Raw genomic sequence first — 24,659 nt, 5'->3', positions numbered from 1 at the left:
TAACAAAATTGCAAAATGGTCTAGTCTTGAGCAAATTTGTATGCTATATTATTAAATGACTTGAATGAAATCTGGCTCAGTAGCTCAGTTGGTTAGAGCACGGGACTCATAAGCCTGGGGTCGTTGGTTCAACTCCGACCTGAGCCACTTTAAAAAGACGATAATATAAGGGTTTGAGATCCTAGTCATATGTAGTTCTAGAGGGCTGAATTATTTGTTTTAACCCCCTTTTGACTATTTTTTGACTATGGTCTACAAACCCTAAATAGTCAAGGATAGTCAGTGAAGATTGGAATTGAAACCCTTGAAGGTCGTCTTAGATCAAGATTTACTATAGCTTTGTTTGCTGGTAATCAGAAATACTTATCTTTAAATCTGGCTGACACTGCTGAAAATAGAGTGGTTGGTGAGATGAAAGCAAGGCAGATAGAGCTAGATGTCATAGCTGGCTATTTTGACTTTACTCTGGCTAAATACAAGCCTCACTATGAATCTGCCAAGAAGGAAAAAACATACACTTTACTGGAATTGTGGGGTGATTATGTTAAATTTAGAGCTGGTCAAGTAGAAGAGTCTACTGTTCTGAGAGATTACTCACTAATAGAGGAAAGGATTAAAGCACGTAGCAGAAGCCACAGGAACTTGAGGAAGTAAAAAAGGAGTTGGTTTAGCTTGGCGTTTAGCACCCACAGCTTGAGTCATAAATTCCAAGACATTTCGACGCTGAGACTTAAGAGTAGTCACAACAGTTAGCATGCGGGCAACAAAATTACTACCAGTAGTCGTTTGAGAACCAAAACTGGTACGCTGCCATATTACCGCAGGTCTAATGGCTCTCTCAGCAGCATTATTGGTTGGTTCGGCACCTTCGACTATCACAAACAACCACAAAGCCTGCTCAACTTTGAAAATTTGACGACAGGTACGAACAGTTTTTGCCAGTGAAGTTTTTTCCTCTGCCCCGATATCAATGCTCATCCCAAACCACGGGAAAGGAATAATCTGAAAGCGCCGAGAAATCATGATTTTCGCTGCGGGTTTCTTCATCCAGAACTTTCACAACTCTGTTATAAATATCTTGTGCTTGTTGCGGAGAATCACCGATGCTAGTTAATCCCAACTTGCCAAACTGTGAAAGGCAACCCATCAGATGAAATACTGTGCCCGTCTCAGTACCGCTATCGAAGTGCAGTCTGTGGTGAGCGATGATATCCATCAAATCATTAGGTAATAATCCCTGATAGCGCTCTTTTTGCAGATTGTCAGTGGCAATATAGTATTTTGGACGACCTTGCTGACTATAAAATAAACCCGTGGAAAGGTCATAGCGGCCGTTCGTTAATAATTTCAGGGTCATGAATGGATGAGTTGTACCGCCTTTACGCAGGTTAATTTCGATCGCCTGAATATCCCACTCTCCGTTACCCTTGTCAACGGCGATAAAATCTACACCAAATCGCTCTAAAGTACCTTTCTCTGCTAACTTTCTGCCAACTTGCAGTCCCAATTGCTGTAATTGCAGTCGATATCTTTCATCAGCGGGAAAGCTACAACCAAGATAAATCTGACCGTCTGGTCCTCCCAGAATTTGGTCGTGGGTTGAAAGGATTTCGACTTCGCCAGTGGGTGTAATCCGTCCTTGGACACTGGGCGATCGCTTAATTTCCCCTTCCACAAATGCTTCAACAATTGCCCCTAATTCCGGGATTCTTCCCGAAAAATTATCCCAAGTTTCAAGTTTTGCTTGAAAGCGCATTGTTGAGAAGCGATCGCTAATTGCTGCTACCCTTTGGGCATGAGTACCTTTTTCGGGTGCTAAATTCTCAATCGGTCTAAAATCCACCAATGCATTTCCCTCTCCAGAAATGCCTTCGTTGAGTTTTACCACTACCCGTTTTAATGTCGGTTGACGTTCCCATAAATCACTGGTAGCTTCTGCCAAATCTTCGTGGTTCCAAACTTTTTCGCTGCCATCTGGGTGAGATACTCCACTTTCGGCGAAGATTTGCCGACTGCCACTTTTTGTCCCCCAAATCTGTAAATCTGGTGCAGCAGCATACAGTGGTACACCTAATTTTAAAGACAATTCGCCTTCCCAGTGCGAAGAGTTGTAGCAAATCATAAATGATTTGTCTAGCCTTAAAGATTGATGAATCCTTTCTAGCAGTCGGGGGCGTTCTAAAATCTTTTGGCTAAGAGGCTTAAGAGAGGAATCGTAAGTAGAAAGTAGCAGCAAGCGATTGCGGGCATGAGAAAAGGGAATTCCTGGCAACAGTTGCAGATAATAATCAATGATACTAGGATGCAGCGGTACTGATGTTACATAAACCAGCCGAGTCCGGGGATTCCGCAACCGAATTAAAGAAAATAGTAATCTTTCTTCATAATGCTCACAGCCTTCGATCTTTTGGAGTTCGCGCTGGTCGAGACTCAAGGAGGGAATAATTAAAATATCCGCTTCACTATTGTCAAATAGCTCGCTTGTTTTCCAGCGATCGCGTAGGGTTAATTGTAAGTGGCGAAACTTTTCAACTTGCTCTAACTCAGAAATATTTAGTGTTGCCATAACCCCTGCCCTCTAATAATCTCAATGTAGCGCACCACACAGACTTTTGGTCTATTAGTTTATCAATTGCTTTTGCAATAAATTTAGTCTGCAAAAAGGCAGCTATACAGATATAAAACTAAATAAATATTAATATTAACAAAAACTGACTTCATAAATTAGGTATTTTTGCAACCACGAAGTGAGAAAGTAGAAACATTTATTTTCATTTAGCGGTAATGGCAAAATTCATAAGATATAAGAGATCATAATTAGCTAATTGAGTAACTCTTATTTAAATTATTTTCTGTCTTAAGATTGAGCAAATTCTAAATTACTTTACCTCTATGGAGCGATAAACTACAGCTACAGAATAGTTACTTTAAAAGCAGATGAGAGTAATAAATTTTTCATCACATAATAGTTGTGTACTTATTTTCGTAATTAGGTGTGAGGATAAAAAATCTAAGCAGCATAAATCTACCAGCAATCAGTACCTTTGACAAGTATCTGGGGTATAAAAGCCTAAAGTTGCAAATGGCAAGTGAGAGTCAAAGCAGAAAATAAACCTTGGGTTAAATTTTTGATCCGAGGTTTGCTTTTGATGAATATGAAGAATAAAGTACAGATTATTTCCGACACCTGTTAACTTTCACCTCTTACCTAACCCAAATTCCCAATACTTAATTACATTCAAAATTCAATTACCAAGAGAAAAACTATGGCTAAATCAAAAGAGCAAAAAGAGAAAAAAGAGCAAAAATTACAACCGCCACAGCAACAAGAAGCACCAGGTGTTGAATCAGAAATGACACCAAAACCTAAAGCGGATGATGCTCAGTATCGGGGTAGTGGCAAGTTAAAAGATAAAGTAGCATTAATTACAGGGGCAGATAGTGGTATTGGTCGTGCTGTAGCGATCGCATTTGCTAAAGAAGGTGCAGATGTGGCGATCCTTTACCTGAATGAACACGACGATGCCAAAGAAACAAAACATTTGGTAGAAAAACAAGGGCGTCGTGCAGTCACCATTGCAGGTGATATTGGCGATGAAAGCTTTTGTCAGCAAGCAATCCAACAAACAGTTGGTGAGTTTGGCAAACTCGATATTCTCATCAACAACGCCGCCGAACAACATCCAAAAGAAAGTATCGAGGAAATTACTGAAGAACAACTAGAGCGAACTTTTCGCACTAATATATTCTCGATGTTTTTCATGACTAAAGCTGCACTCAAACATTTACAAGCAGGCAGTTCTATCATCAATACTACATCGGTAACAGCTTATAAAGGTAATCCACAACTACTGGATTATTCCTCTACAAAAGGTGCGATCGTTGCCTTTACTCGCTCATTGTCACAAAATTTAGTGTCAAAAGGAATTCGCGTTAATGCTGTCGCGCCAGGGCCAATTTGGACACCTTTAATTCCCTCAACTTTTCCTAATGAGAAAGTTGAAACTTTTGGTAAACAAGTACCAATGGAACGAGCCGGACAACCAGAAGAAGTTGCTCCTAGCTACGTATTTTTAGCCTCTGATGATGGCTCTTATGTCTCTGGACAAGTGTTACATGTCAATGGTGGAGAAGTTGTTAATGGGTAAGTAAAAAAATTGTCATTTGTCTTTGGTCATTTGTCATTTGTACTGAGCTTGCCGTTGGCGTAGCCTCTTGTAGAGTAGTATTAGTCATTGGTTATTTACTAATGACAAATGACAAATGACTCTACCCTAATGGTCTTCCATTGGAGAGATGAGTTAATGTTGAAATATTGATAGTCTATCTATCAGTGTACATTTAAGAATTAATAACTAAGTCTATGGCATCTCCTACACCACTGTATGGCACAGAACTAGTAGATTGTGCTAGAGCAAATGCCAAGCAAGGGATTGAAACTGCTGCTTATCAATGTGGCTATGGTCAAGACCTCAACAAATTTGCACAAGAACTCAGACAAGCTTGTGAAGAAATGAATTTACAAGTTAAAGAACTCAGCGGATTGATTACTGATCAGGACTTGATACTAGAATTGGGTACTGGCGAAATAGTTGCTCCAGAGACAGCATCAGAATTGTAAGAATTAGTCATTAGTCATTTGTACTTTGTTCTTCACTAATGACTAATGACAAATAACTAATAACAAATGACTCTTTTCATAACTTTAAAATTACCCGCGCTAAATTGAAGTAAATCAAAACACCTACTACATCAACTGCTGTGGTGATGAATGGTGCTGACATTAATGCCGGATCTAAACGGAGGTAGCGAAATAGAAACGGCAGTGCTGAACCGGAGATAGAAGCTAAAAGAGAAATAGCTACCAAACTAGTGCCGACAGCGATCGCTACTTCTATTCGTCCTTGGAGAAAATAAGCCCAGACAGTAGCGATCGTACCTAACATTCCCCCCAATAATGCCCCTGCGATCGCCTCTCGGCCAATTACCTGCAATGCGCCAAGCGATCGGATCTCATCAGTGTTCATCCCGCGAATCACCACCGTGGAAGATTGAGCGCCCACATTACCACCAGTCCCAGTCAGCAAGGGGATAAACGCTGTCAGTGTTACCACTTTTGCTAAAAGGTCTTCTTGCGACTTAATAATCGTTCCTGTAATGGTATTGGTTACAAGTAAGACCAATAACCATACAACCCGCTTCCGAGCAATTTCCAGTAAATTCATCTGAAAATAGTTGTCGCCCCCCGACTGCACACCACCACCCAAGGCATAGATATCTTCGGTGGTTTCTTGTTGCAAAATATCAATCACATCATCTACGGTGACAATACCTACTAGACGCTGTTCTCGATCGACCACAGGCACAGCTAAAAAGTCATATCTTTGGATTAATCTGGCAACTTCTTCTTGGTCTGTATCAGTGTAGACAAATATCACATCACGGGTCATAATTTCGCCAATAATCTGCTCAGGCTGAGAAGTGACCAACTCCCGCAACGATACAATCCCTGTTAAGCGCCTTGCCGCATCCATGACATAAAGATAATAAATCATCTCACTGGCATTAGCTAAGTTGCGAATTCGCTCTAAAGCTTGAGATACTGTAAAGTTTTCTTTCAGTGAAATTAACTCTAGCGTCATGATTCGCCCAGCAGTATCAGCTTCATAACCCAATAGTTGGGCTGTAGCTTGGCGTTCCGCTGGACTCAGTTGCTCTAGCAGGCGATTAACGACTTTTGCTGGTAATTCATCAAATAATCTAGCTCGGTCATCCGACGACATTTGATCGACGATATCACGGACTTCCTGGCTTTTAAGTTCCTCGATTAACCGTTCTTGAACACTATAGTCGAGATATTCATAAACCTCGATCGCTTCATCCTTAGAAAGCAAGCGAAAAGCCAAAGCGTGCATCGCTTCTGGCAAACCCTCAATCGCCTCGGCAATATCCGCAGGCTGTACAGGTACGAGAATAGCTTTTGCTCCCTGCAAGTCTCCTGCTTCTAGGAGCATTTGCAGCTGAGTCCGCACTAAATCTCGCAATTCCCTGCGTGAGACATTCTGGATGGTAGAGTTTAAATTGTTTGTCTCAGTCAAAATCCACTTTCCTCAGCCAGTTTGAACAAGGTTGCTGCCCCTAGTCTAGGGGAAAGTGGGAATGTGCAACGTCAAACTTGTAATTTTTCCGACTTGAAGTAAATTAAAAACTTTTGTAAATGAACGAAAGAGTAGGGTTTCAGCGCTGATAAGTCCTTGCGTTCAGTGAAACTGCTGCGTAGCAATTCGCTGGATAGTTCACCTACAACAAGGTTGCTCGAAAAGTCCGATATTCGGGGAATTGCTACGGATTGTGTTCCGAATACGCGTCAAGATAAAGCATAGATAAATCATACTTTGTCAAATCTTTAAATAGAAAAAGGTTTCTTTATACAATTTTCATATAATTAATATCTATGCGGAGAAAAAACATGGGATTATCCTGTATGTTAGAGATTTTTATATAAAAATCATCAAAACTTTTATATTCCTTTAAAAATATATATATCAATGTGAATATTTAAACAAAGTTCCACAATAAAGATAGACATAACATCGTGTTCTAGTGTCAAATATGTAATTGATTAATCTAAAAACAGTACTTAAGCAAAATGTGTATTATTGCCCCTATAGATACTTAAGTATCTATATACTCCGATTGTGCTTTGCTTTGCCTCACCTTCATACACCTGCACGTCAGAGAAATTAGAAGCTCTCAAAAATGGTGATTTGTGATTTTTTATAAGAGAAGGCTGGAGGACTTCGGCGATCGCAATTTTGACCCTTTTCTACGAGAGGCTGCGCCAAGGACAAGCTCAGGGAAACACAGGCTCAGTAAAACTCAGTCGAGTTGCAGAAGGCAATTCTTGCTGGAGGAAAAAACTATGAATTAAACTCACAAATTTGTCTGAAGAAAACAAACATTAATCAGGACTAATACCCCCTTAAAGTAATCTTTAGTATTTCATATAATACACGTTTTTTATATTTCCTTTCAGAGAAAAAATAGGAAGGCATATCATTACGTAATACTATTTTAATGTTGATATAAATAGCAGAACCCAAAGCATCATGCATTAATAAATTGCTTTGTATCAACAAATGAATGAAATAGTATCAGTCTTAATTAAGAATATGTTGATAGGTAAATAATAATTTGATTATCAACATATTCACGCTACGATTATTACGCATTTTTTGTTGAAAACATCAAACATAAAACTAATCCAAAAGTATTGATCATGGCATTAGTTTTAGCTCTATTGTGAGGCATATATCTCAATGAATGAACAGAATCAACAACTGTCAACATCTCTAAATTCAGCAATTGTTGCTCAACCATCTGCTTTAGAGAATCAGGCACAATCCAGCAATATTTCCGCTCGGGCTAGTGCTAGCGCCCTCTCTCAGGGAGATGGGCTGAAAGCAGAGTACTACGACAACATCAATTTCACCAACCTGAAGAAAACTCGCACAGATGCGACAGTTAACTTTAACTGGGCCCTTGGTTCTCCAGATCCATCCGTAGGTGTAGATACCTTCTCAGCACGTTGGACAGGTCAGGTAGAAGCCAAGTACAGCGAAACTTATAACTTCTACACCTCTACTGATGATGGTGTGCGACTGTGGGTGAATGGTCAACAAATCATCAATAAGTTTGTCGATCAATCAGCTACAGAACACAGTGGCTCGATCGCACTGGTTGCTGGTCAGAAGTATGATATTAAGCTTGAATACTACGATAATACATACGAAGCCGTTTCCCAACTATCTTGGTCAAGCACTTCTCAAGCAAAAGAAATTATTCCTCAGTCCCAACTGTACAGCAATGTCAGCGTACCTCCTGTAGTTGGTAATGGCAATGGACTCAAAGGAGAATACTATGACAACATCGACTTCACCAACCTGAAGCAAACTCGCACAGATGCAACAGTTAACTTTAACTGGGCCCTTGGTTCTCCAGATCCATCCATCGGTGTAGATACCTTCTCAGCACGTTGGACAGGTCAGGTACAAGCCAAGTACAGCGAAACTTATAACTTCTACACCTCTACTGATGATGGTGTGCGACTGTGGGTGAATGGTCAACAAATCATCAACAAATTTGTCGATCAATCAGCTACAGAACACAGTGGCTCGATCGCACTGGTTGCTGGTCAGAAGTATGATATTAAGCTCGAATACTACGATAATACATACGAAGCCGTTTCCCAACTATCTTGGTCAAGCACTTCTCAAGCAAAAGAAATTATTCCTCAGTCCCAACTGTACAGCAATGTCAGCGTACCTCCTGTAGTTAGTAATGGCAATGGACTCAAAGGAGAATACTATGACAACATCGACTTCACCAACCTGAAACAAACTCGCACAGATGCGACGGTTAACTTTAACTGGGCCCTTGGTTCTCCAGATCCATCCATCGGTGTAGATACCTTCTCAGCACGTTGGACAGGTCAGGTAGAAGCCAAGTACAGCGAAACTTACAATTTCCATACCACTACTGATGATGGTGTACGACTGTGGGTGAATGGTCAACAAATCATCAACAAGTTTGTCGATCAGTCAGCTACAGAACACAGTGGCTCGATCGCACTGGTTGCTGGTCAGAAGTATGATATTAAGCTCGAATACTACGATAAGACATACGAAGCTGTTTCCCAACTATCTTGGTCAAGCGCTTCTCAGACCAAAGAAATCATTCCTAAGTCTCAACTGTATTCAGCAGTTCTTCCGACCACCATCACTTTAGGATCATCTTCCACAACTGTAAACGAAGGCGTTGGTGGTGTAACCGTAACTTTACTGAGAAGTGGCGATTTAAGTAGCACTTCCTCAATTAAGTATGCCACCATAGGTAATACTGCCACGAAAGGAGTTGACTATGGAAGTGGAGGTGTCGAAAGCGCTGGAACAATTATTTTTGCGCCGGGAGAAAGCAGCAGGCAGGTATCTATTCCAATCAATGACGATTCCTTAGCAGAAGGGGATGAAACCTTTAATTTTGTCATTGATCAGGCAGTGGGGGCCACGCTAGGACTTCAACGAACTCTTGGAATTACGATTCAAGATAACGATAGCTCTAGTATCAACTTCAGTCAGCCAATAGTTAACGAGGGTGACGGTTCTGCGACGGTGACAGCTACACGGGGTAGCGCTGCGGGGACTGCTCGTCTGGACTACACAACCGTGGATGGGACTGCAAAAGCTGGATCTGATTACCAGAATAGATCTGGAACCTTGAATTTTGCAGCAGGAGAAACCAGTAAGAACATTGTTATCCCCATTATTAATGACAATGTTGGGGAGCCAAATGAAGCATTTTCTTTGAGGTTTAGTAATGCAGTTGGGGTACAGCTAGCTACTCAACAGACAACTATTAGTATTATTGATAACGACCCTGGTAACTTTGCTTTAGATACAGTAGCTTCTGGTTTAACTCAACCTACAGCTTTTGACTGGACAGCTGACGGTAAGCGGATGTTCGTTGCTCAGAAAAATGGAATAGTGCGAGTCATAGACAACGGCACATTATTACCAACAGCATTTATCAATATTTCTGGACAGGTGAATGACACGCGCGATCGCGGTCTTTTAGGCATTGCCGTACATCCAGATTTTGGCAAAACTGCAACCGGCAACAATTACGTTTACCTCTTGTTTACCTACGATCCACCAGAAACCAATCCAAACAATCCTAAGAACAATCCCAATAGCACATTGGACAATACCGATCAGTTTGGGAATCGTACTGCACGCTTGATTCGAGTGACAGCTGACGCCAAAACCAATTACACTACTGCTATTGCTGGCAGCGAAGTTGTGCTGCTAGGCAAAAATAGCACTTGGGACAATATTGTTCGTCCCGATGGCAACAGCACAAATGTCTCACTTGGCTACGCACCATCAGGAATTCTCAACAAAGATACTGGTAAGCCGTTCACCAGCTTGCAGGATTATATAAATAATCTCGATAAAGTCCAAAATGTCCAGGATTTTATAGCCAGTGATAGTGAATCTCACTCAGTTGGTTCTGTGCGCTTTGGTACTGATGGTTCTCTGTTTGTCAGCATAGGAGATGGAATTTCGTATAACGGGGTAGATATCAGAGGAATACGCGTCCAGGATGTCAATAACCTGTCTGGTAAGCTCCTGCGGATTGATGCAATTACTGGTCAAGGCTTATCAAGTAATCCTTTCTACAACGGAGACCCCGATAGCAATAGCTCCAAAGTTTATAACTTAGGTTTGCGTAACCCCTTCCGCTTTACAATTGATCAGAAAACCAATACCCCCTATATTGGTGATGTTGGCTTCGGTAGTTACGAAGAGATCAATATCGGCAAACCAGGAGCTAACTTTGGCTGGCCATTCTATGAAGGTGGCAAGGATGCAAATGGCAATATTGTCAGCCAAAAACAAATATACTATTCTAACCGAAAGGAAGCGCAAGACTTTTACAATAGTGGCAAAACGGTTACGGCACCAGCTTACACTTACGAGCATTTTGGTTCCAATTCGATTGTCATGGGTGACTTTTACACAGGTAATACTTTCCCTTCAATCTATCAAAATGCCTTATTCATTGGTGATTTCAGTCAAGGAACTATCGATGCCGTGACATTCGATAGTCAGGGTAAATTTGTCTCAGTTAAGCGGTTTGCTTCCCAAAAAGACACGCCAAATCTAGGAGTCACTGCACAAATAACCACTGGCAAAGATGGCAATCTCTACTATGCAAACTTGACAGGAGGCCAGATTAATCGCTTCCGAGCTGTTTAGATAACAGTTATCCAGAAAGGCAGAGGGCAGTTCTCACTGGAGGAATACTGCCTCCTGCCTCAATACTGCTCGCTTTGTGCATTTTTAACTCGGAATAGGGTTTGGGAAAAAGTTAAAGGTTTTTTCTTTCCCCTTTCCCCCGCCCCTTATCCCCAGAGGGGGCCCCACCTTCCCCTTTTCCCCAAAACCCGACAAGTATTGCCTCCTGCCTTGATTTTGCTCAAGATAACTTTGTTAAAAATCCCAGCAGTTTTTTGGTATTTGATGTCAGGAGTGTTCGACGATAAGCATCAGCTGCTTTTTTAATGGCTTCGGCTTGAGTGGGATAAGGATGAATTACACTGCTTAACTTACTCAAACCGATTTTATTCACCATTGCCGTAGTCACTTCTGATATCATTTCACCTGCGTGACTGGCGAGAATAGTTGCACCAATAATTTCATCAGACCCCTTTTTATGGTGGATTTTGAGAAATCCTGACTCTTCACCATCTGCGATCGCTCGGTCTACACTATTAAAAGGTATCTTAATTGTTGTCACCTCAATACCCAATTTCTGCGCCTCGTGTTCATATAACCCTACATGGGCAATTTCTGGGTCAGTATAAGTTACCCAAGGCATCACCAAACTACTGAGTTTCGAGCGTCCCAAGCCAAAGGGAGAAAACAGCGTATTCTTAATCACAATCCGCGCCGCCGCATCAGCAGCATGGGTAAACTTCCAGTTCATGCAGATATCGCCAGCCGCATAAATTTTGGGATTGGTCGTCTGGAGGTAATCATTTACCTTGACACCTTGACGCTTGTCATATTCCACCCCTACTGATTCTAAATTCAAACCTTCCACATTTGGCGATCGCCCCGCACCGACTAAAATTTCATCTACTGTCACTGAATCTCGATGACCATTAGAGGAAAAGTAAAGCCGTTTCCCCTCAGTAACAGTTACCACTTCTTCCAACTTGGAATTGAGAACTACGCGAATTCCTTCGTTAATCAAAACCTTTTGGAGAATTTCAGCAGCTTCAGCATCTTCTTTATTTAAAAGATGAGAACCGCTATGAAAAAGTACCACCTCAGAACCCAAACGGCGGAAAGCTTGCGCCAATTCGCAACCAATGGGGCCACCGCCAATCACCGCCAAATGTTCCGGTCGTTGAATCAGGGAAAAAACCGTCTCATTGGTTAGATAACCGGCCTGTTCAATTCCCGGAATCGACAGTTGTGCAGCTCTTGCACCAGTTGCAATTACAGCTTTTTTAAACCGCAGAGTTTTATCGCCAACTTCCACAGTATTTTTACTTGCAAATCGACCGCTACCCAAAAATACATCGACACCCAAGTTTTGAAACCGCTCCGCCGAGTCATTATGGCTGATATCAGCCCTTATTCGCCGCATCCTGGCCATGACTTTCGGAAAATCAACATCTATATTATGTTGGGGAATATTAACTCCCAAGTCTTTAGCATCCCAAATTTCACCAACGATGCGGGCAGACCGAATAATAGTTTTAGATGGTACGCAACCAACATTTAAGCAATCTCCACCCATGAGATGCTTTTCAATCAACGCCACCTTTAAACCCAAGTCCAGACCCGCCGCCCCCGCCGCCACCACTAATCCCGCCGTACCAGCCCCAATTACTACCAAATCGTAAACATCTGCCGGTTGAGGATTAACCCAATTTGGTGGATGGACGTAAGACACCAACTTTTGGTTATATTCATCCATTGGACGAACTGTAACTCTCTCTAAATCTGAATTTGTCATTGGCGAAACCTCTTTTAAAATTAAGAATCCCGATTAATTTAGGTGGCTCAGTCTTTTATTTTTATGCTTGTTTATGGCGGTTCTCGATTGAGTGAGCTACAAGACACACCGCCCGGTGTATATACAAGTCTTAAATAGCTGATTAACCAGCGTTTTACCCCACCCTAACCCTCCCCTTGCAAAGGGGAGGGAACTAGATTTCCGGCTTCCCCCCTTTGCAAGCTATCCATTAGTCACATCTTTCTTTACAATCTTGAAACGCTTGTTTTGTCGGCATCTTGAACACTGAGGTGTCAAACATACTTGACAGATTGGCTCTTAGTCTTATCGCTAAAATTAGGGTTTTATTGAGAATTGATGACGAACGAATCAGGGTTAGAAAAGCGTGAGTGAATACTCTCGCAAATGTTAAGAAAGATCCGGGTAATGGATAGCTTTGCAAGGGGGGATTGAGGGGGGTAATTCGACTTGTGTGTACACCGTAGTTGCAAAGGGGAGGGAACTAGATTTTCTTTTTCCCCCCTTGGCAAGGGGGGATTAAGGGGGGTAATTCGACTTGTGTGTGCAAGTGGTACTACCCTACAATTCTTCTTCTAAAGCTTTGCGTGCAATCCGGGTTACATAAACTGTTACAGCGACCGTCGCAATCAAACCCAAAATGCGAATTACCCATTGTAAAGTCGGGTTAGTAGGTTGAGCCTCAGTGCCAATCATGGCCAGATTACCTGCAAGAGAACCAATATAAACGTACATAATGGTTCCGGGAATCATGCCTAGAGAGCCGAGGAAGTAATCTTGAAGTGAAACTCCTGTAATACCAAAAGCATAGTTCAGCAAATTAAAAGGAAATATAGGGGACAGTCGCGTTAACAGGACAATTTTTAATCCTTCTTTACCTACTGCTTTATCAATGGCGGCAAATTTTTTGTTATCTGCGATTTTCCGAGCAACCCAACCCCTAGCTAAATAACGTCCCACAAGGAAAGCAGCTGTAGCGCCAAGGGTTGCACCAATGAACACGTAGAGAGAACCCCAAACTGCACCAAAAATCACACCAGAACCCAAAGTGAGAATAGAACCTGGGAAAAAAGCAACAGTAGCGATAATGTAAAGGGCTATAAAAGCTAAGGCTCCCACCGCACCCAAGCTATCAATCCACTGCAAGGCTTCCCGTAAAATGGCTTGGGGATTGAAAGAATTTGGATTTGCAGATTCTTGTGCTAAAGCTGACTCTGTGTTGAATGAGAAAGCGATCGCCAATATCAGTAATGTTAATACACTTAAGCTAAAAAACTTCTGCAAGTTTCTGGCATCAATACTTTTAAATATCTGAATTATTGTTAATTTTGTCATGGGTTGTTATTTCTTCTATTGCTACACTTTGAGCTAATGCTTTCTGAGCAATTTTTGTGATATACACAGTCACCGCAACAGTAGCAATCAACCCAACTACTCGCATTATCCATTGCCAAACTTGAGTTTCTGGAGTGATTGGTTGATGAGACGTGTTAATCATCGCAAGATTACCAGCTAAAGAACCAATATAAACGTACATCACAGTACCGGGAATAATACCGAAGGAACCTAATATGTAGTCTTTGAGAGAAACCTGTGTAACTCCAAAAGCATAATTTAATAAATTGAAGGGAAAAATGGGACAGAGACGAGTCAAAAAGACAATTTTCCATCCTTCTTTGGCAACTGCTAAATCAATCGCTTTAAATTTAGGATGTTTGTCCATTTGTTGAGAAACCCAATCCCGTGACAGGTAACGTCCAATGATAAAAGCTAAGGTTGCTCCGACTATTGCAGCAATTAGCACATATATTGATCCCCAAAATACTCCAAACAAACAACCACCTTTGAGCGTTAGTAGGGAACCCGGTACAAACAGTAATGTTGCCAAGTTGTAAATGACTATGTAAGCGATAGGCCCTAAAATCCCAAGACTCTCAACCCAAATAACTGAGGTTTGTAAAAGTCCCTGAATGTTTAACTGTTTAGCGGCAATTATTAGAGTGACCATCAGGCAACTTAGCAGCAGTAATTTGAGTTTAGAATTTAATACGCGCTTTCTCATTTTTATAAGTTTCACCTTCTGAGGCTTGATGTTGACCTTCTGAGGCTCAAAGTTGACCTTCTGAAGCTCAACTTTGAAACTTACCCTTAAATCTAATGCCCCTCAATACGGTTCGGTTAAGGCAAAAGACGCGATTCATCGCGTCTTTGTGATAAATTATCGAATCTTTGTGATCTAAAATTTTCATCAAAAAGCCTTAACCAAACCGTATTGCAATGCCCCTAAGATATACTACCCACATGAGAAACAGCTTAAATTCTCTTAAATTTTTCTCGGCGATACCAGCTACGAATTCGCTCAGGTGAAACGCCGAGTAAATAAGCAACAATTACTATTTGATTAAGTAGGGTGGTTTTTAATACTCCCTTTTGCAACCATCTACGGGCTGAGGTAACAACTGGTGTGGGGATAATTACAATGCGTCCAGTGTGTTTCAACTGTCGTATGAGTTCAAAGTCTTCCATGATGGGCAATTCAGGAAAGCCACCAATTTGCTGAAATACGTCTTTTGTTAAAAAAATTGCTTGGTCGCCATAAGGCATTTGCCAAAAATGCGATCGCATTTTTACTCCCCACTCCACCCATCGTAAACTTAAAAGTGACGCATCAATTCGCAAGTTAAATGCACCAGCCACAGTCCCCGAATGCTGTAGTGCTGTACAAATCATCTCATCAAACCCAGTCGGCAAACGTGTATCTGCATGGAGAAATAGCAGAATATCTCCGCTAGCTGCAACAGCACCCGCATTCATTTGAGCAGCACGACCGGGAGATGACGAGATAACTTTAACACCTAATGACTGAGCAATTTCCACAGTTTCATCCTCTGAACCAGCATCTACGACAATCACTTCTATATTTGCACTGGGTTTTGTAGTTGCGTTGGCATAGCATTTCGTAGAGAAGGCTGTCGTAGATATTGCTTCTTTGATATTTCCCGCTTCATTGAGTACCGGAATAATAATAGAAATTGTGACAGCGCCAATATTCTGACTCATAATTGCTGAATTTACTGTTCTAAGAAGATATTTGAAAAGTGTTTCGCTGTGACTTTAGGCACTTTTCAAACATCCTCTTAGACTTAACAAAATGGTGGGCGATTTCAGTTACAACTATATATATAAGACTCATATTTGATTTCTGAAAAAATTCAGTACAACTAATAAGTCTTCTTTCCTATTGCCTATTGCCTACCTACGCAAATTCGTTCAGAAATCAAAGCAGATTCCTATATATACTTTTTGTAAAATCAATTTGCAGATAGTGTACTATGCCACTCTTTCAATACAAGACTAGACCATAACAAGAAACTTATCAGTAACAGTCCCATAAATCCATCCAGCCAAATTAGACTATGCATTTTCCAAGTCATGGGAGCAACCATCGGAAAGAGATAATGGACTGGACTGGAGATACTAGTTATTGAGTATAAGGCTAATAAAAAGTACGCTAACCAAAACATGCCTTTGGTGTAAAACCAATATCCTAATAGTCCTACTGGAGTCATCACAATTACAGTACTAATTACTCCAACAGAAGTGAACCACGTTGGGCCAGGATATCGACTCAAAAATAATGCATTATCTATGTAGTGTAACCAAGTAGAAATGAGGTTGAGTGTGATAATAGCTAGTAGAATCGTCTGACGAAAACTAGAAGTATTAATCATGATCTAAATATGCAATTAAAATGCGTAAAAACTTATTAAGCCGACTGCGGGAAGCAATCGGCATAACAAATTCATGATAATTTAGTTGCAATTTAGCCGTGAGTTGCACCTTGAGGGGGACGTGAGACAACTTTTTTGGCTAAACCCAAAGTCTGCAAAACTAGGATGCTCCACCAAGTAACATCAATTTCCCACCAATACAACCCAGATTTCGCCATGTGGGGATAAGTATGATGGTTATTGTGCCATCCTTCTCCGTATGTTACGATGGATACCCACCAAAGATTACGAGCGCCATCATCAGCATCAAAGGTGCGATAACCCCACAGGTGTGATGCTGAGTTTACAAACCAGGTTGAGTGCCAAAGCAAGACACATCTGAGAAACACTCCATAGAACACAAAAGGCCATCCTCCTAAGACATAAAGCAGCAGCCCGAAGGGGATTTGCAACACCAGGAAGTAGCGATCCAGCCAACAATAAAAAGGTTGTCTTGCTAAGTCAGGGGCATATTTTTTATAGGTGTCATAGTCAAAGAATTCTGGACGTGGGTAGAAAATCCATAGTATATGGCTCCACCAAAATCCTTTTTGGGCAGAATAGGGGTCTAAATTGATATCTTCTGTGTGGGCGTGGTGTTGGCGGTGTCCACCTACCCAAAAAATTGGCCCACCTTGCAAAGCCAACGCTCCAATGAGGGCGATCGCATACTCTAACCACTTGGGAACTTGGAAACTCTTATGGCTCAGTAGTCGGTGATATCCCAAGCAAATACCAATGCTCCCGAATAACCAGTGGAGAAACACTAGCAAACCTAATGCTGGCCAAGAGAAAAACCAAGGAGACAGAAGTGCTAACGCATGAAATACACCAAAAAATACCACATTTATCCACCTGAGTTGAGGTGAGTTGCCTCTCTCAGGAGCGATCGCCCCAAAATTTGCGGTCATAAAAATTCCTGTTGATGGATGATGAAGCGATTTGCTTTTTCTCGGATGCCATCCCACAAGGGATTTACCCGCCCTGTATACTAGTTCGTTACAGTGAGCCACCACGGTCTTCTCCCAAAGGGAGACGCCAAAAGCGATAGCACAGCGTTAGCGAGTCATTGAGCGTCTAGGGGTTTCCCCCATTAGCGACGCAGGAGCGTCACCCGTAGGATAGAGTAAAGCAAGTATCACTTACATTTGTTATGCTAGCAGAACTCTGATATCCGTGCAAGTGCCACTTGCATTTTTCTATGTCATCTCACCTCCTTTCTACTCGTCAACGCTTGATTCAAGCTGCACTTGAGTTGTTTTCTGCTCACGGAGTCAGCGCCACTACAACCCGCCAAATTGCTGAAAAAGCCGAAGTCAACGAAGTGACTTTATTTCGGAATTTTGGCAATAAGCACGGACTGCTTTTGGCTGTGCTGGAAGAGTCCGCAGCCTTCAAGGATTTAGGTGAGTCGCTGGTGCGGCGAGCAACGCCTCCCGGCAATGTTTACCAAGCTCTTAAGGATTATGCAAGTGACACTTTACATGCACTAGAACGAGTGCCAGAGTTCGTCCGGTCTGTGGTGGGTGAAGCCGACCAATTTCCGGCAGAAAATCGCCGCGCCCTAGGCAGGGGAGTAACAGAAGCAAACCGCTATGTAGCTCAGTATTTAGCTACTGTAATCCAGCAAGGACACCTAAATACTTATTTACCCGCAGAAAAATTAGCCAGTTTGCTGAATGGGATGATCTTGGGATATGCCGTAATTGAGTTCACTAGCGAATTTCACGAACTTTGGGACGATCGCGACGATTTTCTAGAAAATTTGGTGGAGTTGTTTTTAAATGGAGCCATGTCATCTTCCGCAGAATTAGCAACAAACTGCTTACAAGGAGGCTTGAGCACTACAGAAATAGCTGATTTGCCTGCTAGTTTAGTTCACGAAATTCTGCAACAGTCCAGGAAATTGGGAACGCGAGATTATGCTTTAGCTTATGTATTATTTGGGGCTGGGTTATCCGCCACAGAAATAATTAGCTTGCAGCGATCGCACCAAATCTACGATACTCAAGGGCACTTCCTACAAATCACAATTCCCGGATTTGTCCGTCAAGTACCTGTGAATCAGTGGATTTTGGGCAAACGCTACGGCTCTTTTACTAATAATCCTTTAATCAAATGGCTGAAAAGTCGTAAAGATGCTCAAACAGCCATGTTTTTAAATGAAACAGGCACACCCATCTCACAATCAGAGCTTGAGACACGTTGGCAAGTATGGAGTGAGGGATTGTTAACTCCCCAAGGACAAGCGCCAGCTTTAGCTCAGGCGCAACAAACCTGGCGCGTAGAAATGTTAATGCGGGGGATCACCTTGGAAAACCTGAGTATTTTAACAGGTTGCGATCGCTCTCAATTACAACCCTATGTCCGCCGAGCTAAAGAAAAAGCTGCTCTAGAGCAAGCAACCCATTTGGATCATAAGCCGGGGTAGGATTTTTTCGGGAGATGAGGGAGAAGCAGAGGGCAGGGGGCAGGGGGCAAGGGGGAGAATAATAAAATTAATTACCTCTTTCTTCTCTGCCCAATCCCCAATCCCCAATTAATTCAACGGCTCCACAATAGCTCTTAAACCTTTGCTAGAAAGTGTTTTAAGCATTTCTTTAGCATTATATTCGCTGTTAAATACTCCTGCTTGCATAACTCTTTGACCTTGCCAAACTGTGGGAAACGCATCAGGAGCAAGGAATCGCACTAAATCTTGATCTCTCTCAGTTGCTAGTGGCACTACCACGCGATAACGTATACCAAACTGCGTCGCAGAGTTACCGCCATAAGGAATACTTGCAGAACTTGTTTGCATATTGCGAGTATTGCTAATAGGGATATTGTGACTAGGAAGTGGTAAAAGTGCTGAAGCACCTGGGGCAGAAGTTTCTAGTATTGGTAATGACTGCTGTGCAACTGGATTGGATGGGTACTCAGGGGCAGTAAACTCAATCGTATTAGGATCAATCCGCACATAATTTAACTGTCGTGTATCAGACTGCTGTGCTGGACTGGAATTTGCAACTCTTGAAGTGTTAGTTGGTATTTGTCTACCTGACAAGCTGCTAGGAGTAGGAAAACCTGCGACTCCAGAGGTGGGGAGTTGTTGATTGGATCTAGGCGTGGAAACTGATGTATTGACTGGCGCTAATGGCAGCATTTGACTGTTTAATTGTGTAGAAACAGGATGATTTGCTGAAATGCTGTTGCTGCTTTGCCCATTGGTAGTTTCAGAGATTTCCGGAGCCGAGAAAGTGATTTCTCCAGTTGGTGGTATTTCTCGTAACACGTTGTTGGGAGCGGGTTGAGAATTTTGGGTTGCTATTGCTGTTGTACCGTCAATATCTACTTTGCCAGTGATGCGATCGCTCACAAGGTTGTTACCAGCAGCAACAATTACCTGTTTAGCAGCGCTAGCGTTAATGTCGTAGCGGCCATTATTTTGAAATTGATTACCCCCAGGTTCAGATGCACTACCCAAATCTGGCATTGATTGAGCGATCGCAACTAAACCATCTTCTTTATTATCTTGAATAGAATTATTCCGCAAAATCGGGCGGGCATTTGCTTGCACCACAATTCCCGATCTATTATTTTGGATTTGATTGCCGATGACTATCGGAGCGGCATTTTGAGCAATATTAATCCCAAAACCCGTTTGGTGAAAGATATTTTCCTTCACTTGGGGACTGGAGTTACCGGAAATTGTGATCCCATTGGCTCCATTGCGATCGAAGTAATTCTTGGTAATAGTGGGTGCAGCATTACCGCTGACGGAAATCCCATCTTGAGTACTGCCAGTAAATGTATTTTCTGCGACTACTGGATTGCTAGATTCAATCCATAAACCGTAACCACGAGAGTTAGAGTTTGTCACCGTTACCCCAGTCAATAAAGCTTGATTTGCTCCAACAATTGTGACATTTTGACCGGCAAAGCTCCGACTCAGGTAATCACCACCACCCTGAATGATAATATCCTTGCCTTGATTGCTAGGGTTGCCTTGAATTGAAATACCCGGCTTTAGCATTAAGGGAAATTCCTCTCCTGTCTCGGCGCTATAAGTGCCCGTAGAGAGCATAATTACAGTATTGGCGTTAGCTAATTGCAACGCTTGAGTAATCGTTTTCACAGGAGCGGATTCGCTGCCATTACCTGCGCTGTCATCTCCAACCTTTGGGTTGACAAACAGCACATTAACCTGAGATGGTGTTTTTTCACCAGAGGGTATAGAATCTGGTGTCGATGGTATTTGAGCGATCGCTCTACCCAAGCTTGTACTCAGGAACGCCATACTTGCCGCTACCGTACTTAAAGTAAAATATAATACTGAAATACTAAAAAATAAAAGCCTTGCTGATTTCAAAAACTTCAGCTTCGCAAGCATAACATCTACTCTACGGTACTTAGGAAACACACGATAGTGAATCATCTTTAACACGACTCCTTAGAAGTATCAATAAATTCTTATACTCTTAGAGAGTATTATGTCGATAATATTACTCACAATATTGACCGATTGGCGATTTTTAATACAGAGTATTGAAAAAGAAGGCAGGAGGCAGAAGGAGTAAATCAGTAGGGGATTCAGACTCTTCCTGAATAAGACTCCTTTAGTCGCGGTACTTGAGAGAGGGCAGTTTTCCTCCAGCAAGACTGCCTTTCTTGATAAATTAACGTGAGTTCCACTTATTTAAAAAAAGATTTTTGTTAGATATTTTTAGTCTCGGCGTTTTTTGTGACTTTTTTAAGGCTGAAAATAAAACTCAGTAGTCTTAGAGAACTTTTAAAACATTCTCTAATTGAACAAAATTTGTTGCTAGCTATTTTACGGTAAAATCTAACTGGTTAAATCACCGCAATACATCAAGCGTGAAAACTGACAGCATTTTTTATCGCCTTTTTCAAGAACTTCCTGGCATCTTTTTTGAATTAATTGGTAATCCACCCCAAACCGCAGAGACTTATCAATTCTCCTCAATTGAAATCAAGCAAACTGCCTTCCGTATAGATGGTGTTTTTCTCCCAACACAAGGAGAAGAAAATCCGATTTACTTTGTTGAAGTCCAGTTTCAAACCGACACAGAAATTTATTCACGCCTATTTTCAGAAATTTCTTTATACTTACGCCAAAATAAACCTAAAAATTCTTGGCGAGGAGTAGTTATTTATCCCAATCGCAGTCTAGATACAGCAGATATCAAGAATTACAGCGAATTTTTCACTAGCCAGCGCATCAGTCGCATTTATCTCAATGAACTAGGTGAAACAGCATTGCTGCCAGTTGGAATTGCTACGATGAAATTAGTCGTTGATGAAGAGGAGACAGCTATTATCGCTGCTAGGCAGTTAATAGACAGAACCCAGCAAGAAATCAACATTGAACCACAACGGCGGCAGTTACTAGAATTGATAGAGACAATTTTGGTTTACAAGTTTCCGGCAATGAGTCGAGAGGAGATTGAAGGTATGTTTGGGTTAAGTGATTTGAAAAAAACACGAGTTTATCAAGAAGGCAAGCAAGAAGGCAAGCAAGAAGGTAAACAAGAAGGAGCGCGTGAAGAAAAGTTGAGAATGATACCTTTGTTGTTGAGATTGGGATTGAGTTTTGAAGAAACAGCGAAAGAGTTAGGTTTGAGTCTAGAAGAGATTCAGCAAGAAATGCAAAAACAACCTCCAAGTCAGGATACGTAACCGACAATTAGCACTGATCACAAATCCCTCTCTCTAAAGATTCCTGCTATTTTTTATCCGCACAATTTTTAATTTTTTCTATGATTTCCCTGTCTCCCATTCTCCAAGCTAGACTTTCCCAACCCCTCAAAATTGGCTCCTTCGAGGTAAAAAGTCGGGTTCTCCAGTCGCCTCTATCTGGGGTTACAGATATGGTGTTTCGCCGTCTGGTGCGTCGCTATGCCCCAGATTCCATGATGTATACCGAAATGGTGAATGCTACAGGATTGCATTATGTCAAGCAGTTACCCAAAATCATGGAGGTAGACCCCAACGAACGCCCAATTAGCGTTCAACTATTTGATTGTCGTCCAGATTTCCTAGCAGAAGCAGCAATCAAAGCAGTTGCAGAAGGTGCTGATACTGTTGATATTAATATGGGTTGTCCAGTTAATAAAATCACTAAAAATGGTGGTGGTTCTTCGTTGTTGCGCCAACCAGAAATAGCAGAAGCAATTGTGCGGGAAGTGGTAAAAGCTGTTGATGTACCTGTGACAGTAAAAACCCGCATTGGCTGGAATGATAACGAAATTACTATTCTCGACTTTGCCAAGCGAATGGAAGATGCCGGGGCAAAGATGATTACGGTACATGGACGCACCCGCGCCCAAGGATACAATGGCAATGCTCGTTGGGAATGGATTACCCGTGTAAAAGAAGTGCTTTCTATCCCAGTAATTGGGAATGGAGATATTTTTTCTGTTGAAGCGGCGGTGAGATGTTTAGAACAAACTGGCGCTGATGGCGTTATGTGTTCTCGTGGAACTTTGGGTTATCCGTTTTTGGTGGGAGAAATTGATCATTTCCTGAAAACTGGGGAAATATTACCGAAACCTACCCCGATTCAGCGGTTGGAATGTGCAAGAGATCATTTACAAGCCTTGTGGGAATATAAAGGCGATCGCGGCGTGCGTCAAGCCCGTAAGCACATGACTTGGTATGCTAAGGGTTTCGTTGGTGCTGCCGAACTGCGAGGACAGCTAAGTTTAGTTGAAAAAGTAGATCAAGGTTTGGCAATGATTGACCAAGCAATTGAAAAACTGGCTAATGGTTATGAACTTGAAGAAGAAGCAGAAGGTAGTTTGGTAATGCTTTAGAAAATTGATTTTACCATTAGCTTGGGATGATATTGGTGATTCCGAAAAGTGACGCGATCGCTTAGATACTGCTACCTTATTTTATTTGGACAAATTTAACAAGCTTGTTTCAATCCCTAATAGGGATTTTGTTGAATTGCAATCTCAGGGCTGGATTAATGCCGATCGTTCGGGTTTTGTTTCAATCCCTAATAGGGATTTTGTTGAATTGCAATGTTGCTTGTTTATGGCCACTGCTAAATTATCTGAGTTTCAATCCCTAATAGGGATTTTGTTGAATTGCAATTCTTTTTCGATGTTTTCGACCTTAACATTTACAAGTTTCAATCCCTAATAGGGATTTTGTTGAATTGCAATATGTTGTTAGCACTACTTGCCCTATTCCACAATATGGTTTCAATCCCTAATAGGGATTTTGTTGAATTGCAATATTCGCTCGATTGGGTTCCTACGTTGTCCGGGGTTGTTTCAATCCCTAATAGGGATTTTGTTGAATTGCAATAATGCTTAACTCTAGCAATAGCCATACAAGCGCCCTGTTTCAATCCCTAATAGGGATTTTGTTGAATTGCAATATGGGGAGTAAGCATCAAGCACCCAGTCAAACCCGTTTCAATCCCTAATAGGGATTTTGTTGAATTGCAATAGATACCCCCATCTCCGGTTTAGAGCTATGGTTTGTTTCAATCCCTAATAGGGATTTTGTTGAATTGCAATGACAATATGAATCACATAGAGAAAGCTACTCCTGAGTTTCAATCCCTAATAGGGATTTTGTTGAATTGCAATTCACTCAAATATTTGGAACTCCCGTCGATTTCTTGTTTCAATCCCTAATAGGGATTTTGTTGAATTGCAATTTCAAAGAATCTACGGGATAACGAGTAAGCTCAGTTTCAATCCCTAATAGGGATTTTGTTGAATTGCAATCCAGATTCCTGATAATCCAGTGGGGATGTTGCCGTTTCAATCCCTAATAGGGATTTTGTTGAATTGCAATCGCCAGCACCAATTAAACCAATAGTAGAACCTGCGTTTCAATCCCTAATAGGGATTTTGTTGAATTGCAATTAGCGCTCCGCAAGTATCAGCATTAAGCCCTGCTCCGCGAATGTTTCAATCCCTAATAGGGATTTTGTTGAATTGCAATTTTACCACTTTCAATGGTTCCTATGCCAATTTAGGGTTTCAATCCCTAATAGGGATTTTGTTGAATTGCAATTGCAATATAAATATTGGTATTTTCGGTATTGTTGGATGTTTCAATCCCTAATAGGGATTTTGTTGAATTGCAATTCTAAAAATAGGTCTTTTGTCTCTTGATCGACTTGAGTTTCAATCCCTAATAGGGATTTTGTTGAATTGCAATATTGAAGTTGATTTTCAACGGCTTCAGAGTAACCTGTTTCAATCCCTAATAGGGATTTTGTTGAATTGCAATTCTTATCGACCTGTTCAACAAACTGGA

General features: G+C 41.6%; 16 protein-coding genes, 1 tRNA gene, 1 pseudogene and 1 CRISPR repeat array (1 of these 19 cut by a window edge). Of the genes and pseudogenes, 8 read left to right on the top strand and 10 right to left on the bottom strand.

Annotation, left to right across the window (positions count from 1 at the left end):
- Positions 1-73: 73 nt before the first annotated feature.
- Positions 74-147 (top strand) — tRNA-Met (locus HUN01_RS13620).
- A 135-nt stretch (positions 148-282) separates the two neighbouring features.
- Positions 283-654, top strand: a complete 372-nt coding sequence (locus HUN01_RS13615) for an Arm DNA-binding domain-containing protein (RefSeq protein ID WP_181931725.1) — start codon at positions 283-285, stop codon at positions 652-654.
- Here HUN01_RS13615 and HUN01_RS13610 read toward each other — a convergent pair.
- Both HUN01_RS13610 and HUN01_RS13605 read right to left on the bottom strand, forming a co-directional pair.
- A pseudogene (locus tag HUN01_RS13610) lies at positions 598-960 on the bottom strand (IS66 family transposase); the annotation flags it as partial. The gene HUN01_RS13615 and the pseudogene HUN01_RS13610 overlap by 57 nt on opposite strands.
- 7 nt (positions 961-967) lie before the next feature.
- Positions 968-2,566 carry a peptide ligase PGM1-related protein gene (locus HUN01_RS13605; protein WP_181931724.1) on the bottom strand — a complete coding sequence of 533 codons (1,599 nt, stop codon included), beginning with the start codon at positions 2,564-2,566 and terminating at the stop codon, positions 968-970.
- A 700-nt stretch (positions 2,567-3,266) separates the two neighbouring features.
- Here HUN01_RS13605 and HUN01_RS13600 point away from each other — a divergent pair.
- Together HUN01_RS13600 and HUN01_RS13595 are read left to right on the top strand one after the other, a co-directional pair.
- Entirely contained in the window at positions 3,267-4,148 is an 882-nt protein-coding gene (locus HUN01_RS13600) for an SDR family oxidoreductase (protein ID WP_181931723.1), read from the top strand.
- Positions 4,149-4,363: 215 nt separating this feature from the next.
- Complete coding sequence (locus HUN01_RS13595) at positions 4,364-4,621, top strand: hypothetical protein (RefSeq protein WP_069074584.1); 258 nt, start codon at positions 4,364-4,366, stop codon at positions 4,619-4,621.
- 76 nt (positions 4,622-4,697) lie between these two features.
- Here the strand turns inward: HUN01_RS13595 and mgtE are convergent, their stop codons facing one another.
- Complete coding sequence (mgtE, locus tag HUN01_RS13590) at positions 4,698-6,098, bottom strand: magnesium transporter (protein ID WP_181931722.1); 1,401 nt, start codon at positions 6,096-6,098, stop codon at positions 4,698-4,700.
- Positions 6,099-7,319: 1,221 nt separating this feature from the next.
- On the opposite strand from mgtE, the gene HUN01_RS13585 reads away from it, so the two are divergent.
- The gene (locus HUN01_RS13585; protein ID WP_181931721.1) at positions 7,320-10,817 is read left to right on the top strand and encodes a PA14 domain-containing protein; all 3,498 of its coding nucleotides are present in this window, start codon (positions 7,320-7,322) and stop codon (positions 10,815-10,817) included.
- Positions 10,818-11,037: 220 nt separating this feature from the next.
- Here the strand turns inward: HUN01_RS13585 and HUN01_RS13580 are convergent, their stop codons facing one another.
- The 6 genes from HUN01_RS13580 to HUN01_RS13555 all read right to left on the bottom strand — a co-directional run bounded on the left by HUN01_RS13580 (position 11,038) and on the right by HUN01_RS13555 (position 17,287).
- On the bottom strand, positions 11,038-12,588 hold the full coding sequence (locus tag HUN01_RS13580; RefSeq protein WP_181931720.1) for a mercuric reductase: 1,551 nt from the start codon (positions 12,586-12,588) through the stop codon (positions 11,038-11,040).
- Between the two features lie 579 nt (positions 12,589-13,167).
- Positions 13,168-13,941 carry a TVP38/TMEM64 family protein gene (locus tag HUN01_RS13575; RefSeq protein WP_181931719.1) on the bottom strand — a complete coding sequence of 258 codons (774 nt, stop codon included), beginning with the start codon at positions 13,939-13,941 and terminating at the stop codon, positions 13,168-13,170.
- The gene (locus HUN01_RS13570) at positions 13,910-14,668 is read right to left on the bottom strand and encodes a TVP38/TMEM64 family protein (RefSeq protein ID WP_181931718.1); all 759 of its coding nucleotides are present in this window, start codon (positions 14,666-14,668) and stop codon (positions 13,910-13,912) included. Before HUN01_RS13570 ends, HUN01_RS13575 begins: the two co-directional genes overlap by 32 nt.
- 251 nt (positions 14,669-14,919) lie before the next feature.
- Positions 14,920-15,666, bottom strand: a complete 747-nt coding sequence (locus tag HUN01_RS13565; RefSeq protein ID WP_181931717.1) for a TIGR04283 family arsenosugar biosynthesis glycosyltransferase — start codon at positions 15,664-15,666, stop codon at positions 14,920-14,922.
- Positions 15,667-15,917: 251 nt separating this feature from the next.
- On the bottom strand, positions 15,918-16,337 hold the full coding sequence (locus HUN01_RS13560) for a hypothetical protein (RefSeq protein WP_181931716.1): 420 nt from the start codon (positions 16,335-16,337) through the stop codon (positions 15,918-15,920).
- 92 nt (positions 16,338-16,429) lie between these two features.
- A complete protein-coding gene (locus tag HUN01_RS13555; protein WP_181931715.1) occupies positions 16,430-17,287 on the bottom strand; it encodes an acyl-CoA desaturase in 858 nt (285 codons plus the stop codon).
- Positions 17,288-17,577: 290 nt separating this feature from the next.
- Here HUN01_RS13555 and HUN01_RS13550 point away from each other — a divergent pair, with 290 nt between their 5' ends.
- Entirely contained in the window at positions 17,578-18,807 is a 1,230-nt protein-coding gene (locus tag HUN01_RS13550) for a TetR family transcriptional regulator (RefSeq protein ID WP_181931714.1), read from the top strand.
- 108 nt (positions 18,808-18,915) lie between these two features.
- Here HUN01_RS13550 and HUN01_RS13545 read toward each other — a convergent pair whose 3' ends face one another.
- Complete coding sequence (locus HUN01_RS13545; protein WP_181931713.1) at positions 18,916-20,793, bottom strand: DUF1565 domain-containing protein; 1,878 nt, start codon at positions 20,791-20,793, stop codon at positions 18,916-18,918.
- A 440-nt stretch (positions 20,794-21,233) separates the two neighbouring features.
- Here HUN01_RS13545 and HUN01_RS13540 point away from each other — a divergent pair, with 440 nt between their 5' ends.
- Both HUN01_RS13540 and dusB read left to right on the top strand, forming a co-directional pair.
- Positions 21,234-22,055 carry an Rpn family recombination-promoting nuclease/putative transposase gene (locus tag HUN01_RS13540; RefSeq protein ID WP_181931712.1) on the top strand — a complete coding sequence of 274 codons (822 nt, stop codon included), beginning with the start codon at positions 21,234-21,236 and terminating at the stop codon, positions 22,053-22,055.
- A gap of 80 nt (positions 22,056-22,135) precedes the next feature.
- Positions 22,136-23,191, top strand: coding sequence for a tRNA dihydrouridine synthase DusB (dusB, locus tag HUN01_RS13535; protein WP_181931711.1), 1,056 nt, complete (start codon positions 22,136-22,138; stop codon positions 23,189-23,191).
- Between the two features lie 106 nt (positions 23,192-23,297).
- A CRISPR array of direct repeats spans positions 23,298-24,659; the repeat unit is 37 nt; unit sequence GTTTCAATCCCTAATAGGGATTTTGTTGAATTGCAAT; it runs 335 nt beyond the window's last position.

Source organism: Nostoc edaphicum CCNP1411, assembly GCF_014023275.1.
Taxonomy (GTDB): Bacteria; Cyanobacteriota; Cyanobacteriia; order Cyanobacteriales; family Nostocaceae; genus Nostoc; species Nostoc edaphicum_A.
Note: the sequence above shows the minus strand (reverse complement) of the source record. Positions and strands in the feature narration are given on the sequence as shown.